Annotated in this window: 17 protein-coding genes and 1 pseudogene; 14 read left to right on the top strand and 4 right to left on the bottom strand. The window is 68.4% G+C overall.

All coding sequences use genetic code 11. The features are described 5' to 3' along the window. The first annotated feature begins 2 nt into the window (after positions 1-2). The 3 genes from VGV06_16640 to VGV06_16650 are packed head-to-tail and all read left to right on the top strand — an operon-like array spanning position 3 to position 6,650. Positions 3-896, top strand: coding sequence for a DUF58 domain-containing protein (locus tag VGV06_16640; GenBank protein HEV2056771.1), 894 nt, complete (start codon positions 3-5; stop codon positions 894-896). Next, a complete protein-coding gene (locus VGV06_16645) occupies positions 893-5,293 on the top strand; it encodes a VWA domain-containing protein (protein HEV2056772.1) in 4,401 nt (1,466 codons plus the stop codon). Before VGV06_16640 ends, VGV06_16645 begins: the two co-directional genes overlap by 4 nt. Further along, positions 5,271-6,650, top strand: coding sequence for a tetratricopeptide repeat protein (locus VGV06_16650; protein ID HEV2056773.1), 1,380 nt, complete (start codon positions 5,271-5,273; stop codon positions 6,648-6,650). The genes VGV06_16645 and VGV06_16650 overlap by 23 nt, the downstream gene beginning before the upstream one ends. Positions 6,651-6,705: 55 nt before the next feature. Here VGV06_16650 and VGV06_16655 read toward each other — a convergent pair. Further along, positions 6,706-6,888 (bottom strand): annotated as a pseudogene (locus tag VGV06_16655) (glutaredoxin domain-containing protein). Between the two features lie 148 nt (positions 6,889-7,036). Between VGV06_16655 and VGV06_16660 the strand changes: the two are divergent. From VGV06_16660 to iscX, 9 genes are all read left to right on the top strand, one after another. After that, on the top strand, positions 7,037-8,023 hold the full coding sequence (locus VGV06_16660) for a galactose-1-phosphate uridylyltransferase (protein ID HEV2056774.1): 987 nt from the start codon (positions 7,037-7,039) through the stop codon (positions 8,021-8,023). Between the two features lie 139 nt (positions 8,024-8,162). After that, entirely contained in the window at positions 8,163-8,603 is a 441-nt protein-coding gene (locus VGV06_16665; protein ID HEV2056775.1) for an Rrf2 family transcriptional regulator, read from the top strand. A gap of 10 nt (positions 8,604-8,613) precedes the next feature. After that, a complete protein-coding gene (locus tag VGV06_16670; GenBank protein HEV2056776.1) occupies positions 8,614-9,840 on the top strand; it encodes an IscS subfamily cysteine desulfurase in 1,227 nt (408 codons plus the stop codon). Positions 9,841-9,873: 33 nt separating this feature from the next. After that, entirely contained in the window at positions 9,874-10,290 is a 417-nt protein-coding gene (gene iscU, locus VGV06_16675) for a Fe-S cluster assembly scaffold IscU (GenBank protein HEV2056777.1), read from the top strand. 21 nt (positions 10,291-10,311) lie between these two features. Continuing rightward, a complete protein-coding gene (locus VGV06_16680) occupies positions 10,312-10,638 on the top strand; it encodes an iron-sulfur cluster assembly accessory protein (protein HEV2056778.1) in 327 nt (108 codons plus the stop codon). A gap of 103 nt (positions 10,639-10,741) precedes the next feature. Then, a complete protein-coding gene (hscB, locus tag VGV06_16685) occupies positions 10,742-11,365 on the top strand; it encodes a Fe-S protein assembly co-chaperone HscB (GenBank protein ID HEV2056779.1) in 624 nt (207 codons plus the stop codon). Continuing rightward, positions 11,343-13,172 carry a molecular chaperone DnaK gene (gene dnaK, locus VGV06_16690; protein ID HEV2056780.1) on the top strand — a complete coding sequence of 610 codons (1,830 nt, stop codon included), beginning with the start codon at positions 11,343-11,345 and terminating at the stop codon, positions 13,170-13,172. Before hscB ends, dnaK begins: the two co-directional genes overlap by 23 nt. Next, entirely contained in the window at positions 13,172-13,495 is a 324-nt protein-coding gene (locus VGV06_16695) for a 2Fe-2S iron-sulfur cluster-binding protein (GenBank protein HEV2056781.1), read from the top strand. Before dnaK ends, VGV06_16695 begins: the two co-directional genes overlap by 1 nt. Beyond that, positions 13,495-13,707, top strand: coding sequence for a Fe-S cluster assembly protein IscX (gene iscX / locus VGV06_16700; protein ID HEV2056782.1), 213 nt, complete (start codon positions 13,495-13,497; stop codon positions 13,705-13,707). The genes VGV06_16695 and iscX overlap by 1 nt, the downstream gene beginning before the upstream one ends. On the opposite strand, the gene VGV06_16705 is transcribed toward iscX, so the two are convergent. Genes VGV06_16705 through VGV06_16715 form a run of 3 tightly spaced genes read right to left on the bottom strand, consistent with a single transcriptional unit; the run spans position 13,708 to position 14,646 of the window. After that, on the bottom strand, positions 13,708-13,932 hold the full coding sequence (locus tag VGV06_16705; protein ID HEV2056783.1) for a hypothetical protein: 225 nt from the start codon (positions 13,930-13,932) through the stop codon (positions 13,708-13,710). After that, positions 13,932-14,288, bottom strand: coding sequence for a hypothetical protein (locus VGV06_16710; GenBank protein ID HEV2056784.1), 357 nt, complete (start codon positions 14,286-14,288; stop codon positions 13,932-13,934). The genes VGV06_16705 and VGV06_16710 overlap by 1 nt, the downstream gene beginning before the upstream one ends. Position 14,289: 1 nt before the next feature. Next, a complete protein-coding gene (locus VGV06_16715; GenBank protein HEV2056785.1) occupies positions 14,290-14,646 on the bottom strand; it encodes a DsrE family protein in 357 nt (118 codons plus the stop codon). Between VGV06_16715 and VGV06_16720 the strand changes: the two genes are divergently transcribed. After that, the gene (locus tag VGV06_16720) at positions 14,646-15,848 is read left to right on the top strand and encodes a cysteine desulfurase family protein (protein HEV2056786.1); all 1,203 of its coding nucleotides are present in this window, start codon (positions 14,646-14,648) and stop codon (positions 15,846-15,848) included. The genes VGV06_16715 and VGV06_16720 overlap by 1 nt on opposite strands. Next, positions 15,848-16,225, top strand: a complete 378-nt coding sequence (locus VGV06_16725) for an iron-sulfur cluster assembly scaffold protein (GenBank protein HEV2056787.1) — start codon at positions 15,848-15,850, stop codon at positions 16,223-16,225. The genes VGV06_16720 and VGV06_16725 overlap by 1 nt, the downstream gene beginning before the upstream one ends. The last annotated feature ends 8 nt before the right edge of the window (positions 16,226-16,233 follow it).

Below are 16,233 nucleotides of genomic sequence, written 5' to 3' on the forward strand. Positions count from 1 at the left end.
GCGTGGCCACCGCGACCCGGGGGCAGGACCTTCTATCGTCAGAGTTCCTGACGCGGCTCGAGCGGCTGGCGCTCGTCTCGCGCCGCGCCTTCCGCGGCCGGGCGCGCGGCGAGCGCAAGAGCCCGCGCAAGGGCATGAGCGTCGAGTTCTCCGACTACCGGCAGTACGGCGTCGGTGACGACCTGCGCTACGTCGACTGGAATATCTACGGCCGCCTGGACCGCCTCTATCTCAAGCTCTTCGTCGACGAGGAAGACCTCTGCCTCCACCTCCTCCTCGACGGCTCGAACTCCATGAGCTTCGGCGAGCCGTCCAAGCTCCGCTACGCCGCCCGGCTCGCCGCGGCTCTCGGCTTCGTGGGCCTCGTCAACCTCGAGCGGGTGGGCGTGGCGGTCGTGCGCGATCGCATGGCCGAGGGCTGGAGCCCCACGCGCGGCCGCGGGCAGTTCCTCTCGCTCCTCGACTTCGCTGGGAGGCTTCGTGCGGGCGGCCCGACCGGGCTCAGCGAGGGCTTGGCCGCCTACGCGCTCCGCTCGCGCGAGGCGGGCGTGGCCGTGCTGATCTCCGATCTGCTGGATCCGGCGGGCTACGAGCGCGGGCTCAAGGCGCTGCTCGAGCGCGGCTTCGACGTCCACGTGATCCACGTCCTGGCGCCCGAGGAAGTGGATCCGATCCTCGCGGGGGACCTGCGGTTGACGGATGCCGAGACGGGCGAGGTGCGTGACCTGACCATGGACGGCGAGGCGATGGGCGACTACCGCCAGAGGCTCGGAGAGTTCCTTGCGCGCGCCGAGAGCTTCTGCCGCGCGAATGAAATCACCTACCATCGCGTCACGATCGACACGCCGGTGGAGGAGATGGTCCTGCGCCAGCTCAAGGGGCTCCTGCTCGCATGAGCTTCCTCTCGCCGCTCGCGCTGCTCGTCGGGGCACTGTCAGTCCCGCTCCTGCTCCTGTACTTCCTCAAGGTGCGGCGCCACCAGGCGATGGTGTCGAGCCTTCTCCTCTGGAACCCGGCGCTGCGCGATCGCGAGGCCTCGACCTTCTTCCAGCGGCTGCAGCGCGACCCGCTGCTGATCTTGCAATTGCTGGCGCTGCTCGCCCTGGCCCTGGCTCTTGCGCGCCCCGCGGTGACCGTGATGGGCCACGGCGCCAAGCGCATCGTCGTCGTCCTCGACACCTCGGCCTCGATGAAGGCGACGGATGTCTCGCCGTCGCGCTTCGTCCGGGCCCAGCGCGAGGCCGTCGCCATGGTCAACGGGCTGGGCGCGGGCGCCGAGGTCATGGTCATCGAGGCGGGTGTCCAGCCGCGCGTCCTGGCGCCCTTCGGCCACGACCGGGAGCAAACGCTGGCCGCGATCCGGAACGCGCACGCGCGGGATCTGCCCAACAGGCTCGGCGAGGCCGTCCGCACCGCGCGCGCCCTGGTCGGGCAGGACGCGCGGGCCGAGATCCACGTCTTCACCGACGGCGCCCATCCGGCCGCGCTCCGCGGCCAGGCCGACGACGTCCGCGTGCGGTGGGTCGGCGTGGGCCAGCGGGGGCGCAACGTCGCCATCACCAGCCTTGCGGTGCGCCGCAACTACATCGGCGCCTTCGACTCGCAGGCCTTCGTGTCGTTCGCCAACTTCTCGGACCAGGCTGAGAGCTTCGGGTTCTCGCTGACGATCGACGGCGACGTGGTGGCCGAGAAGACGCTGACGCTCGACCCGCAGGTGCGGCGCGCCGTCGTGCTGCCCTTCTCCCACGCGGGGGGCGGGGTGCTGCGCGCGCGGCTCACCCTCTCGGACGATCTTTCGGCTGACGATGCCGCCTACGCCGTCATCGCGCCGGCGCGCACGATCCGGGTGCTCCTGGTCAGCCCGGGCAACCTCTTTCTCGAGAAGGAGCTGTCAACCGACCCGCAGGTGAAGCTCGAGGTGCGCAAGCCCGACGCGTACCAGGGCGGCATGGAAGGTTTCGACGTCGTCGTGCTCGACAGCGTCAGCCCGCCGCGGATCGGCAGCGGGCGCTTCGTGCTCGTCAACACGTCGCCGCCCGACGTGCCGTTGGAAGTCCTGGGCCGGCTCGAGTCGCCGGTGATCATGGACTGGGACCGGAGCCACCCCATCATGCGCCAGGTGGACTTCGCCAAGGTCGCCATCGAGGACGCGCTGCGCGTGCGGCCGTTGGCGGCCGGCAAGACCCTGGTCGAAGCGGTGGGCGGGCCGATCGTCTATCTCCTCGAGGAGCCGAATCGCAAGGCCGTCTTCTTCGGCTTTGATCTCTTCCGCTCCGACCTGCCGCTGCGCGTCGCCTTCCCGGTCATGATGTCCAGGGCGCTCCGGTGGCTGCACCCGGCCGACCTCGACCAGGCCAGCCTCTCGCTCCAGACCGGCCAGCCGATCCTGCTCCCCGTCGAGCACGGCGTCACCACGGCCACGGTCAGGACGCCGTCGGGCCGGAGCGTGCGCGCCCAGGTGACCCGCGGCGTGATCAGCTTCACGGAGACGGACGAGGTCGGGGTCTACACGGTGGCGACCTCGCGCGGAGAGACCAAGATCGCCGTCAACCTCTTCAACCCCGACGAGTCGGAGCTCCATCCCAAGCCGTTGCCGAGCTTTGTGGAGGGCGCACGGCCCGACACGGCGCCCGTTCCCATCCTGCGCGAGCTCTGGCAGTTCGTCGCGGCGCTGGCGGTCCTCCTCCTGGCGCTCGAGGGCTTCCTTTACTGGCGCCGGCAGACAGCGGGCCGGCTCGGCGTGCCCCACAACGTCGGCGATCGATGGGCGCTGGGGCTGCGCTGCGTGCTGGTCGCTTTCGTGCTGCTGGCGTTGGTGAGACCGACCGTGCCGCGCTGGGTGGACCGTTTGAACGTCGTCTTTCTGCTGGACGTCTCGGACAGCGTGAGCCTGGCGGCCCGCGAGAGCGCGTTCCGCTTCGCGGCGCAGTCGGCGGGCGGCGCGCGGCCGGGAGACCAGGCGGGCGTCATCGTCTTCGGCGAGGAAGCGGTGGTCGCCCAGCCGCTCAGGCCGGGCGGCAAGATCGACCGGCCCGAGGTGCAGGTCGGTGGGCGCGGCACCAACTTGGCGCAGGCGCTCCAGCTGGCGCTCGCTACGACGCCGCCCGGTCACGCGAACCGCTTCGTGCTTCTCTCCGACGGCCGCCAGAACGTCGGCAACGCGCTCGCGGTGGCGCAGGCCGCCAAGGACGCGGGCGCCGACATCTGGTACGTGCCCGCCCCGCTGACCTTCAAGCAGGAGGTGGTGGTCGAGTCCATGCTGTTGCCCCGCGAGGTCAAGTTCGGCGAGCCGTTCCAGGCCAAGGTCGTCGCCTGGAGCCAGGCCGAGACCCAGGGGCGGCTGTCCATGTTCCGAAACGGCGAGTTCCTGGGCTCGCAGGTCATCAAGCTCAACGCCGGCAAGAACGTGTTCGCCTACCGCCAGTCGCTCGAGCAGAGCGGGATCCATGTCTATCAGGCCGCGCTCGATGTCGAGGGCGACATCATTGAAGAAAACAATCGCGCGGTCGGCACGGTGGTCGTGCGCGGCCGGCCACAGGTCTTGCTCGTCGAGAAGGACAAGAGCCAGGCCCAGGCCCTGACGGCCGCGCTCCGCGCCCAGCACATCGACGTGGAGCTGGTCGAGGCCGAGCGCATCCCCAAGGACGCCGCCGGTCTGCAGAAGTACGACGGGATCATCCTCTCCAACGTGTCCTCGCTCAAGATGACGAAGAAGCAGATGGAAGGCATCCGCGACTACGTCCGTGAACAAGGCGGCGGCCTCATCATGCTGGGTGGCGAGGAAAGCTTTGGGCTGGGCGGCTACTACCGCACGCCGATCGAAGAGGCGCTGCCGGTGACGATGGAGGTCAAGCAGAAGGTGGAGATCCCGAGCCTGGCCGTCGTGCTCTCGATCGACCGCTCGGGCTCCATGGCCATGACGACGGACGACAAGGCGACCAAGCTCGACATCGCGAAGGAGGCCTCGCACCTTGTCGTGGACCTGCTCGACGACCGTAACGAGGTCGGCGTCATGAGCTGGGACACCGAGTTCGTCTGGGACTCGCCGATCCGCCCGGCCCGCGACAAGCAGGCCATTCACCATGCCATCGCCACGATCAAGGCGGGGGGCGGCACCGACGGCTACCCGGGGCTCAAGGAGGCCTACCAGGTCCTGTACGACCGCCCGGCCCTGCTCAAACACGTCATCTTCCTCTCCGACGGGCAGATGACGCGCGGCGACTTCGCCGGCCTTGTGCGGCGCATGACCAAGGACAAGATCACCGTGTCCACGGTCGCCATCGGCAAGGACGCCGACGTCCAGTTGATGGTGGACATCGCCAAGTGGGGGCGCGGGCGCTTCTACTACACGGACGAGGGCGCGACGGTGCCGCGCATCTTCACCCTCGAGACCCAGCTCGCTTCCAAGGCCTCGCTGGTCGAGCAGCCCTTCAAGGCGTCCGTCGCTTCGCCGGGGCACGAGGCCATACAGGAGATCGACTGGAAAGAAGCGCCGCCTCTCGGCGGCTACGTCGCCACCACGCTCAAGGGCAATGCCGAGATGGTCCTCATGACCCACCAGGAGGACCCGCTGCTGGCCACGTGGCGCTACGGCCTGGGACGCTCCGTGGCCTTCACCTCGGACGCCAAGGGCAAGTGGGCCGTGCTCTGGCTGCGTTGGGGGGGCTTCAACAAGTTCTGGTCTCAGGTAACGCGGTGGACGCTCCGGACCGGCTCGCGCAGCGACACGGTGGCGACGGTCTCGCGCGTGGACGACACGGGCGAGGTGGTGGTGGACGCCATCGATAGCAAGGGCGAGTTCATCAATTTCCTCGACTCCCAGGTCGGCGTCGTGTCGCCCGACAAGCAGCGCACCGTGGTGGAGCTCGAGCAGATCGGCCCCGGCCGGTACCGCGGGCGTTTCCTGGCGTCCCAGGAGGGCGTCTACCTCGTCGGCATGGCGCAGCGCAAGGGCGACCAGATAGTCGGCTCGCAGCTGGCGGGGCTGGTGGTACCCTACGCCCAGGAGTTCCGGGACTTGGGCGTGGACGAGACATTCCTCAGGGAGATCTCGGAGCTGACGGGCGGTGGCCCGGTCGGCCAGCCGCGCGACGTCTTCCTGCAGAGCCGCCGGAAGTCCCGTCTCACGCTGGACCTGTGGCCGTGGCTACTTGGCGCCGCCGCGATCCTGCTGGTGCCCGACATTGCGCTCAGGCGTATCGGCCCTGGCGCCTTCGGGCGGGTGGTGACCCGTCTCAAGACCATACGGCTGGGACAAGGAGGGCGAGGCCGTGACACGAGCCGAACGACCTAGCGCGATCATCCGTATCGCCTGCATCGTGCTGCTCACGGCCGCGCTCCCGTCCGCCGCGTTGGCCCAGACTGCCGGGCCTGGCACGGCGACGAAGGTCAGGAGCGTGCTCATCCTGCCCTACGCCACGACGGACCTTGCCCGCGACGAGCAGTGGCTGGGTGAGGCCGCGGCGCAGGCGGTCATGAACGCCTTCCGCCAGGTGCCGGGGATCATTCAGGTGGACCGTGCGCGGCTGAAGACCTTGCCCCAGCCCGAGTCGTGGAACGAGCCCTCCGCGGTGGCGGCGGCCCGCACCGTGCGCGCCGATGTCGCGATCCTCGGGGAAGTGCGCCGCTCGGGCGGCGACCTCGTCTTCCTGGGCCGCTGGGTCGAGTTCCACGGCGAGCGCGTGGACCGTGGCCAGCTGGACGCCATCCCCGTCCCCGAGGGCGGACTGCCCGAGCGGCTGCGGAGCCTGCCGACCGCCTATGCGAAGGCGATCAAGATCTCCGCGACGGAGCCCGAGGCGGCGCGCATGCAGAAGTGGGCGGTAGGGACGGTCTCGCCCAAGGCCTGGGAGGCCTACGTACGCGGGCGCATCGCCGCCGAGCGAGGCACCGCGGACGGCAACGAGGCCGCCGTCGACTCCCTGAGCCGCGCCATCGAAGCGGACGCCCAGTTCGTCCTCGCCCAGTACGCGCGCGCCACGGTGCACCAGACGCTCGGCAACCGCTGGAAGGCGTCGGCGGACTTCCGCGCGTCCGCCCAAATGGACCCGACCTTCCCCGAGTCCTACAAGGGGCTGGGCGATCTCTACCTCACGGCGCCGCGGCGGCTCTTCGACGAAGCTGTCGGGGCCTACGAGAAGGCCATCGACCTGCGCCCGTTCTACGCCGAGGCCTATGTCGGGCTCGGCGACGCCAAGGCGGCCAAGGGCGACGTGGACGGCGCCATCGGCGCCTATCAGAAGGCGCTGGTTCACAACCCGCTCTCCGGCAAGGTCTTCGCGAGCCTCGGCAAGATCTACTATTCGGAGAAAGAGCTCTACTACGAGTCGGTGCAGGCCTACAAGAAGGCCGTGGACCTTGACCCCATCAACACCGAGGCGCGGATGGGGCTGGCCGAGGTCTACGAGGACAAGGGCCTCTACCAGGAGGCCATCGGCGAGTACCGGAAGGTCGTAGAGCTCGACGCCAAAAACAGCGGGGCGCTCTACAACCTGGCGCTGGTCTACGAGCGCGTGGATGCGAAGGAGTCGATCGCCCTGTGGGAGCGTTACATCGAGCTGGCGGGTCCGCAGCCCACGGAGAAGGACTGGGTGGACGTCGCCAAGCTCCACCTGCGCAAGCTCAAGAGTCAGTTCGACAAGGGAAAGTAGGGTAGGGCCGGGCGCGGGTCGCCTGATCTGCCCAGTCCGCGCCCCGCAGCGCTCCTCAAATTCCGAGGAGGGCTTTGAGCGCGGGCTTGTCGAAGCCGCGGACGACCTGATCGTCCACCAGGATCACCGGCACCGTCATCTGACCCGTCAGTCTCACCAAGTCCTCACGCGCCTGCGGGTCCGCCATCACGTTAATTTCCTCGAAGGGCACGTTCTGAGACGAAAGAAACTCTTTCGCCGCCTTGCAAGGGCCTCAGGTGGGGCTCGAGTAGACGACGACATGGTGCTCGCTCATGGTTCCCCCTCCTTGCCTTGAGGCTAACACGTCGCGCAAGAACCCGGGAACCTTGACTTGGGAGGCCGGCTTCCCTAAGGTGGCTTAGAACATGAGTGATCTCCGGAAAGACCCCACCCGGGGCCATTGGGTGCTGGTGCGGCCCGCGGGCGAGGCGCCCCCTGCCAGTGGCGACTGCCCATTCTGTCCCGGCAGCGAGTCCCGCACGCCGCCGGAGATTATCGCCTACCGCAAGGACGGCTCCGCGCCGGACGGGCCCGGGTGGAGCGTGCGCGTCGTACCTGAGATCGATCCCTACTTCCGCGTTGAGCGCGACGTTGGGCGCGAAGGCGTGGGTCTCTACGACAAGGTCCCTCCGCGCGGGGCAACCGAGCTCATCATCGAGAGCCCAGAGCACGATCTCACGCCGGCGGGAATGGACGAGGCGCGGTGGGAACAGGTCCTGTGGATGTACCGCGACCGGCTGCGCGACCTTAAGAAGGACCCGGCCATCCGCGACATTCTGATCACGCGGCTCTACAAGAAGCCCGGCTCCCGCATCAGCCACCCGTACTCCCGTGTAGTCGCCGTCCCTGTCATCTTCGACGACGTGCGTCGCCAGCTCATCCAGTGCCGCGAGTACTACGAGTACAAGCGACGCTGTGTCTTCTGCGACGTTATCCGCCAGGAGGTGTCCGACGGGGAGCGCGTCATCCGCCTGACGCCCCATTTCGTCGCGCTCGTGCCCTATGCGGCCCGCTCGCCCTACGAGGCCTGGATCCTGCCGCGACAGCACGCCTGCGCCTTCGAGCAGGCGCTCACACCCGACGCCGTGGCGGATCTGGCGGCCTTGCTGCGTGGCCACTTCAGGACGCTGGCCTCGCTCCCGGATGATCCCTCCTTCGAGATGGTGCTCTATACCGCCCCCAACCAGGCGGCCAAGCTCCTGCCGGGCGAGTGGTCCACCATTGCGGAGGACTACCACTGGCATCTCGAGATCACACCCTCGCCGGATCGCCTCAGCCGAATCGGCGGGATCCACGTCAATGACCTGCCCCCAGAGGAGGCCGCGCGACGGCTGAGAGAGGCCTGGGTCTGAGCGTCTGGCCTGGCGGCAGTACAGGCCGTTCGTCCAAAAGAATCCACGCTTAGGGCTTGACAGGGTAAGGTCCAGGTGCGAGACTACGACAATAACAGTCGGAGATGGATTTGGTCGGATATAGGAGGAGCGGGACGGCATGTTGAGGTTCACAAAGCGGGCTGACTACGGGCTCATGGCGATGCACTACATCGCCGACCACGGAGATGAGGGCGCGGTGAGCGCCAAGCGCATCGCCGAGGAATTCCACATCCCGGGCGAGCTATTGGCCAAGATCCTTCAGCGCCTCGCCAAGCACCGGCTCATCACGAGCCACAACGGCCCCAAGGGCGGTTACGTGCTGACGCGCCGGCCCGAGGCCATCACGGTCGGGCAGGTGGTGCGGGCCCTCGAGGGCCCGATCGAGATCGTCAGCTGCATGACCGATGGCGACGACTGCCCGCAGTACTCGCGCTGCAACCTCCGCCGGCCGGTCCAGAAAATCCAGGCCAGCATCAGCCGTCTGCTCGACACCATGACGCTGTCCGAGCTTGCTTCAGACGGCTTCGTGCCCGTGGCCGAGCTGGTCACCACGACGTAGGAGAAAGACGATGCCGCCCAAGCTCCCCATCTTCATGGACAGCCAGTCCACGACCCCGATGGATCCCCGGGTGCTCGAGGCCATGCTGCCCTACTTCACCGAGAAGTTCGGCCACCCGGCGAGCCGCAACCACCCGTTTGGATGGGAGGCCGAGGCCGGCGTGGACAAGGGGCGCGAGCAGATCGCCGCGCTCTTAGGCGCCCGCGACCCGAAAGAGATCATCTTCACCTCGGGCGGGACCGAGTCGATCAACTTGGCCCTCAAGGGCGTGGCGGAGATGTACCGCGAGAAGGGCAACCACATCCTGACCACGGCCATCGAGCAGCGCGCGAGCCTCGACGTCTGCAAGCGGCTCGAGCGCCAGGGCTTCGAGGTCACCTACCTGCCCGTGGGGCCTGAGGGGCTGGTGGACCTCGGCGCGCTGCGCGCGGCGCTGACTGACAAGACCATCCTGATCTCGGTCATGTTCGCCAACAACGAGATCGGGACGATCCAGCCCATTGCCGAGATCGGCAAGCTGGCCAAGGAGCGCGGCATCGTCTTCCACACCGACGCGACCCAGGCGGCGGGCAAGGTGCCGGTCAACGTCGAGGCCATGGGCATCGACCTGCTGTCGGCGACGGCCCACCTGATGTACGGGCCCAAGGGCGTGGGCTGCCTCTACGTCCGCCGCAAGAACCCGCGCGTGCGGCTCGCCCCCATGATGGATGGCGGCGGCCACGAGCGCGGCATGCGCTCCGGCACGGTGCCGGTGCCGCTGGTCGTCGGGTTCGGAAGGGCGGCCGAGATCTGTCGTGAGGTGATGGCGGAGGAGGGCAAGCGCCTCGGCGCCCTGCGCGACCGCCTGCAGGATTTGATCCTCTCCAAGGTGGACGAGGCCTACGTCAACGGCCCCCCGCAGCACCGGCTGCCGCACAACCTGAACATCTCCTTCGCCTACGTCGAGGGAGAGTCCGTGCTGATGGGGCTCAACAAGGAGTCGGCGCTGTCCTCGGGCTCCGCCTGCACCTCGTCGACTCTCGAGCCCTCGTACGTGATTGCGGCCCTGGGGGTGGATTCCGAGCTGGCCCATTCCTCGATCCGGTTCGGGCTGCACCGCTTCTCGACCGAGGAGGAAGTCGATTACGTCGGCCCCCGGATGGTGGAGGTCGTGCACCGGCTGCGGGAGATGTCGCCGTTGTACGAGCTCGCGAAGGAAGGCGTGGACCTCAAAACGATCCAGTGGAAGGGCGAGTAACGGCGCCTTACGGCGCCCAGGAGGCATAGACCTATGGCCTACAGCGACAAGGTGGTGGATCACTACAACAACCCGCGCAACGTCGGGTCCTTCGGCAAGGACACGCCGGGCGTGGGCACGGGGCTCGTGGGCGCGCCGGAGTGCGGCGACGTCATGAAGCTCCAGATCAAGGTCAATATCGAGACCGGGGTGATCGAGGACGCCAAGTTCAAGACGTTCGGCTGCGGCAGCGCCATCGCCTCGTCGAGCCTGGCGACCGAATGGCTCAAGGGCCGGACGGTGGACGACGCGGCCAAGATCAAGAACACGGACATCGTCAACGAGCTCAAGCTGCCCCCGGTGAAGATTCACTGCTCGGTCCTGGCCGAGGACGCCATCAAGGCCGCGCTCCAGGACTACAAGGAAAAGTGGACGGCGGCGGAGACGCACGCCCCGGGCAGCGCATCCTAAGGACAGGGAGGTCAAGAACCGATGGCACTGGCACTGACGGAGACGGCGAGCACGCACGTCAAGAAGCTCCTGGAGGAGCAGAACCTCCACGGCGTGTTCCTGCGCCTGGGCGTCAAGGGCGGGGGCTGCTCGGGGCTGTCATATTCGCTCGAGTTCGACTCCGAGCTCGGCCCGCACGACAAGAAGTTCGACGTCGACGGCGTCCAGATGGTCTGCGACGCGAAGAGCTACCTCTACCTGAACGGCGTCACGCTCGACTACGTCACTGAGGGGCTGCAGGGGGGCTTCACGTTCATCAACCCCCAGGCCAAGTCGAGCTGCGGCTGCGGGACGTCTTTTACGGCATAGGGTTGGGCACGGCATAGGACCGGGGCCGTGGGATAGCCGGGGCGCGGGACGGACGAACAACGATGAGATCCTGAACGGGCCCCCGCGGGCCCGTTCTCATTTTGTGGAGACTTCTGGATTCGAGGAGATGATGTCCGACTACTTCGAGGTGTTCGGGCTGCCGCGCAAGCTCCAGGTTGACCTGGAAGCCCTGCAGCGCCGGTTCTATGAGCTGTCGCGCCGGCACCACCCCGACTTCCACCAAGGGGCGGACGCTGAGGCCCAGGCGCAGGCGCTCAAGGCTTCGGCGCTCGTCAACCGTGCGTACCGCGCGCTCCGCGATCCGGTCGCGCGCGTCCAGTACCTGATCGCGCTCGAGGAGGGACGCGAGGTGCGGGAGGAGACGACGGCGAAGCCCAAGGCGCCGATGGATCTCCTCGCGGAGATGCTCGAGGTGCAGGAAGCGCTGGAGGAGACCAAGTCCGGCGGGTTGACGGAGGAGACGACCGGCCGCCTGCGCGCCGAGAGGCAGCGGCTCGAGGACCGTCGCCGGGCCGAAGAGACCGCGTTAATCGCGGCCGCGACAGAGTGGGACGCGGCCGTGGACGCAGGTCAGGACCGCGCGCCGCTGCTCGAGCGCTTCAAGCAGCGCCTGGCCGCCCGCGCCTACCTCGGCACCGTGATCGACGATCTCACCCAGGCGCTCGGAGAGGATGAAGGGAGCCATGTCGCGCATCGTCGGCATTGACCTCGGGACCACCAACAGCCTCGTCGCCTACGTGGACGGGGCCGGCGTCCCGCGGGTCATCCCGGACGCGGAGGGGCGGAGGCTCCTGCCCTCGATCGTCGCGTACACGCCGGCCGGGGTCGTGGTCGGAGAGGCGGCGCGGCGCCAGCTCGCCCGCAATCCCGCCCGCACGGTCTATTCCGTCAAGCGGTTCATGGGACGCGGTTGGGAGGACGTTCGGGACGAGGCGCGCCACGTGCCCTTCGAAATCGTCCCGAGCGCGGAAGTGGTCCGGATCCGCGCGGGCGACCGCGAGGTGACGCCGCCCGAGGTCTCGGCCCAGATCCTCCGCGCGCTCAAGCTCCAGGCCGAGGCCCACCTCGGCGAGCCGGTCGAGCAGGCCGTGATCACGGTGCCGGCCTATTTCAACGACGCCCAGCGCCAGGCGACCAAGGACGCCGGCCGCATCGCCGGGCTCGAGGTGCTGCGCATCGTCAACGAGCCGACGGCCGCCTCGCTCGCCTACGGGCTCCAGAAGCTCGCCCAGGGCGTGATCGCCGTTTACGACCTGGGCGGCGGCACCTTCGACATCTCCATCCTTCGCGTCAAGGACGGCGTCTTCGAGGTCCTCGCCACAAACGGCAACACGCATCTCGGCGGCGACGACTTCGACCGCGTGGTGGTCCAGTGGCTGCTCGAGGACATCCGGGCGGCGCACGGCGAGGATCTGTCGAAGGATCCCGAGGCGCTGCAGGAGCTGAGACTCGGCGCCGAGGCCGCCAAGTGCCGGCTCTCGTCCGAGGAGCGGACCGCGTTCACCATCCCGTTCGATCGCTTCACCTACCGGCGCGAGATCACGCGCGGCGAGCTCGAAGGGCTGATCGGCTCCCTCGTGGACACCACGCTCGGCCCCTGCCGCATGGCGCTCAAGGACGCGGGCCTCGCGGCCGATGCCATCGATGAGATCGTGCTGGTTGGCGGCTCGAGTCGCGTGCCCCTCGTGCGCCGGCGCGTGCGCGAGCTCTTCGGCAAGACGCCCCACAGCCAGCTCAACCCGGACGAGGTCGTTGCGCTGGGCGCGGCGGTCCAGGCCCAGATCCTGGCCGGCGGCATCACGGACATGCTGCTGCTCGACGTGACGCCGCTGTCCCTCGGGATCGAGACGCTCGGCGGCATCGTCAGCGGGCTGATCCCGCGCAACACGACCATCCCCACGGCGGCCAAGGAATACTTCACCACCTCGGTGGACGGCCAGACGGCTGTGGACATGCACGTGGTGCAGGGGGAGCGGGAGCTGGCCAAGGACAACCGCTCGCTGGCGCGCTTCGACCTCTCCGGTGTCGATCCGATGCCCGCTGGGATGCCAAAGATCGAGGTGACCTTCCTGATCGACGCCAACGGCATTCTGCAGGTCCATGCGAACGAACTCCGGAGCGGCAAGGCGGCGTCCATCGAGGTCAAGCCGGCCTACGGCCTGAGCGAGGCGCAGGTGGCGCAGATGGTGGAGGACTCCTTCACGCACGCCGAGGCGGACGTCAACGCGCGGCTCCTGATCGAGACCAAGACCGAGGCCGAGACCGTGATGAACCACGTCAGGCGGGCGCTCAAGCAGGGCGGGCACCTGGTCAATCCCGAGGAGCTGCACACGATCGCCGCCGCCGTCGACGCCCTGCGGGCCGTCGAGTGCGGGACCGACCGCGATGCCATCCGCGAGCGGACGATCGATCTCAACAAGGCGACGGAGCCTCTGGCTGAGGCCATGATGGACGCCGCCATCCGGGGAGCGGTCACCTCGAAGCGGGCGGATCAGATCCTGGAGCAGAAGTGATGGCGACCCACAAGGTCACGTTCCTACCGCTCAACGTCACGGTCGAGGCGGACCCCGCCAAGTACCCGCTCGCCGACCACGGCAGGCCGGGCTCGCTGCTGGACATCGCGCTGGCCAACGGCGTCCGCCTCGAGCACAACTGCGGCGGCAGCTGCGCCTGCACCACGTGCCACGTCATCGTGCGCGAGGGGGAGCAGAACCTCTCGCCCCTGGAGCAGGACGAGGAGGACCGCCTCGACACCGCTGAAGGGCTCACGCTCCACTCGCGGCTCGGCTGTCAGGCGATCGTGCGCGGCGATGTCGTCGTCGAGATACCGAAGTAATGGACGTCGGGATGACCTGGAAGGACGCCGAGGACATCGCGCTGGCCCTCGTGGAAGCGCATCCGGACACGGACCCGTTGACGGTGCGCTTCACGGATCTCCACACGTGGGTGGTCGCGCTGCCGGGCTTCAGCGACGATCCGAAGGGCTCCAATGAAGGGATTCTGGAGAAGATCCAGATGAAGTGGCACGAAGAATTCCAGGACAGGTAGCTACCAGGTCACGACGTGATCGCTTTCGAAGATCAGATCGAGCAGGGCATCGTAGTCGAGGTCGGGGCCGAGGCGCTTGACCGCGGCGCCGGCGGGCACGGGTGCGCGCGCTCCGTCGAGCAGCACGACGGTCACGCGGGCGCCCGGCTCTCGCAGGTTCCGCTCGATCACGGCGTTGGTGAGGGGCGGCGAGTCGGCCTTGACGAGATGGAGGAAGCTGGCCATCAGAACACGAGGAAGCGCCTGGCCTTGGCGACGAGCGCGGCGATACCGTCCCGCGTGATGGGCGCCACCGGATGCCCGTCGGCGTTCCAGGACCGGTCCGCCGGCGGGGCGCCCTCCTCGACGTGGAAGGGGACGGCGAGCTTCTTGAGCGCGGCGCGGAACTTGGCGATGTCGTCGCCGTCCACGAGGTTGTCCGTGTCCTCGTCGAGGAGGTGGACGGCCGGTCCGGCCAGGACGATGTCGACGGGCGTTTCGCCGGCGACGATGCCCAGCGCGATGCGCATGGCCTCGTTCGCGCGGTGGGAGGCGCGGGGATCTTCGGAGATCAGGACGAGGACCGGCTGCCGCTCGGCCACGCTAGTTGAGCGCGAGGAATCGGTCGGTGGCGTTGACGATGTCCGCCAGCACGACGAGGCCGCAGTTGGTCGCCTTGTCCGACAGGGGCTGGCGCCGCTTCTGACAGCCGTACGCGCAGACGAAGAGCTTGGCGCCTCGATCGGCCAAGGCCTGCACCCGCGGGTCTTCGACGCCGGCGACGCCGTCGTCGATCAGGTAGAGGTACACCTCGGCGCCGCGGTCGAGCGCCGCGCGGCCGAGCCCGACGGCCGTGTCGAGATTTGGATGCTCGGGCGCCGTCGACACCATGAGACCGAGCTTGCGCTTCGTCAGCTCCATGACGGGGCCGAGCGTAGCACCCAGAGAGAGGAGCGTCAATGAACCGCCGAGTCTATCTCGATCATAACGCGTCGACGCCGGTGCACCCCGAGGTGCTTCAGGCCATGCTGCCGTACTTCAGCGAGCGTTTTGGCAATCCCTCGAGCGTCCACGGCTTCGGGCGCGAGGCGCGCGACGGCATGGAGACGGCCCGCGAGCAGATCGCGGACTTCCTCAAGGTGTCCAAGGACGAGATCGTCTTCACCTCGGGCGGCACGGAGTCCGACAACCTCGGCATCAAGGGGCTGGCCGCCGCGCGGGGCTCGGGTCACATCATCACGTCGCAGATCGAGCACCATGCCGTGCTTCGAACCGTCCAGACCCTGGAAGAGCAGGGCTTCACCGCGACGTACCTGCCGGTCGACGGCGACGGCATGGTCAACCCCGACGACGTTAAGAAGGCCCTGCGGGCCGACACGATCCTCGTCTCGCTGATGGGCGCGAACTCCGAGGTCGGCACGCTCCAGCCGATCCGCGAGGTCGGCCGCATCACGCGCGAGGCGGGCGTGCCGCTCCACGTGGACGGCGTCCAGACGTTCGGCAAGGTGCCGATCGACGTGGGCGCCTTCGGCATAGACCTGCTCTCCTTCTCCGGGCACAAGATCTACGGTCCGAAGGGAGTAGCCGGCCTCTTCATCCGTAAAGGCACCAAGATGGCCTCGATCCAGCATGGCGGCGAGCACGAGCGGCGCCGGCGGGCCGGCACGGAGAACGTGGCGGGCATCGTGGGCCTGGGCAAGGCCGTGGAGATCCGCAACCGCGACATGGCGCTCGAGGGCGCCCGTCTGACCGCGCTGCGCGACCGGCTCTGGGATGGCCTGCGGGCCGGCGTGGCGGAGGTGCGTCTCAACGGGCACCCGACGGAGCGGCTTCCTGGCACGTGCAACATGTGCTTCCGCAATATCGAGTCCGAATCCGTAGTCTTGGGTCTCGACCTCAAGGGCATCGGAGTCTCGGCCGGCTCCGCGTGCACTTCGGGCAACGTCGAGCCGTCCTACGTTCTCGTGGCCATGGGGCTGCCGCTCGATTGGGCCATGGGCTCCGTGCGCTGCTCGCTCGGGCGCGGCACGACGGCGGAGGACATCGAGTACGTCATCGAGAGCGTGGTGCCGCTGGTGGGCAAGCTCAAAGCCCAGTCGCCGGTAGCGAGCTCGGCCCCCGTAGCGGGCTTGGCCCCAGTAGTGGGCTCGTCGAAGGTCTAGTGCGCTACAGCGACACGCTCATCGATCACTTCCGCAACCCGCGGAACGCGGGCATGATGCGTGAGCCAGATGGGGTGGGCGAAGGCGAGTTCGCCCAGTGCATGGACCTGGCGCGCTTCTACCTCCGCGTGCGCGACGGACGCGTCGAGGAGGCTCGCTTCCAGGCCTACGGCTGCGGGCCGACCCTGGCGGCGTGCAGCGCGGGCACGGAGGTGGCGGTGGGGACAGTGCTCGAGGCGCTGGCGGAGATCGAGGAAGGGCGCATCGAGGCGGCCGTGGACGGTCTGCCTCCCGAGCGCCGGCACGCGGCGGAAGTCGTGGCCCTGGCTCTCCGCGCGGCGGCACGAGACGCTATGGCGAGGCGCGGGGTACACTAGGAGGCGAC

The organism is Candidatus Methylomirabilota bacterium (assembly GCA_035936835.1).
GTDB lineage: Bacteria > Methylomirabilota > Methylomirabilia > Rokubacteriales > CSP1-6 > AR37.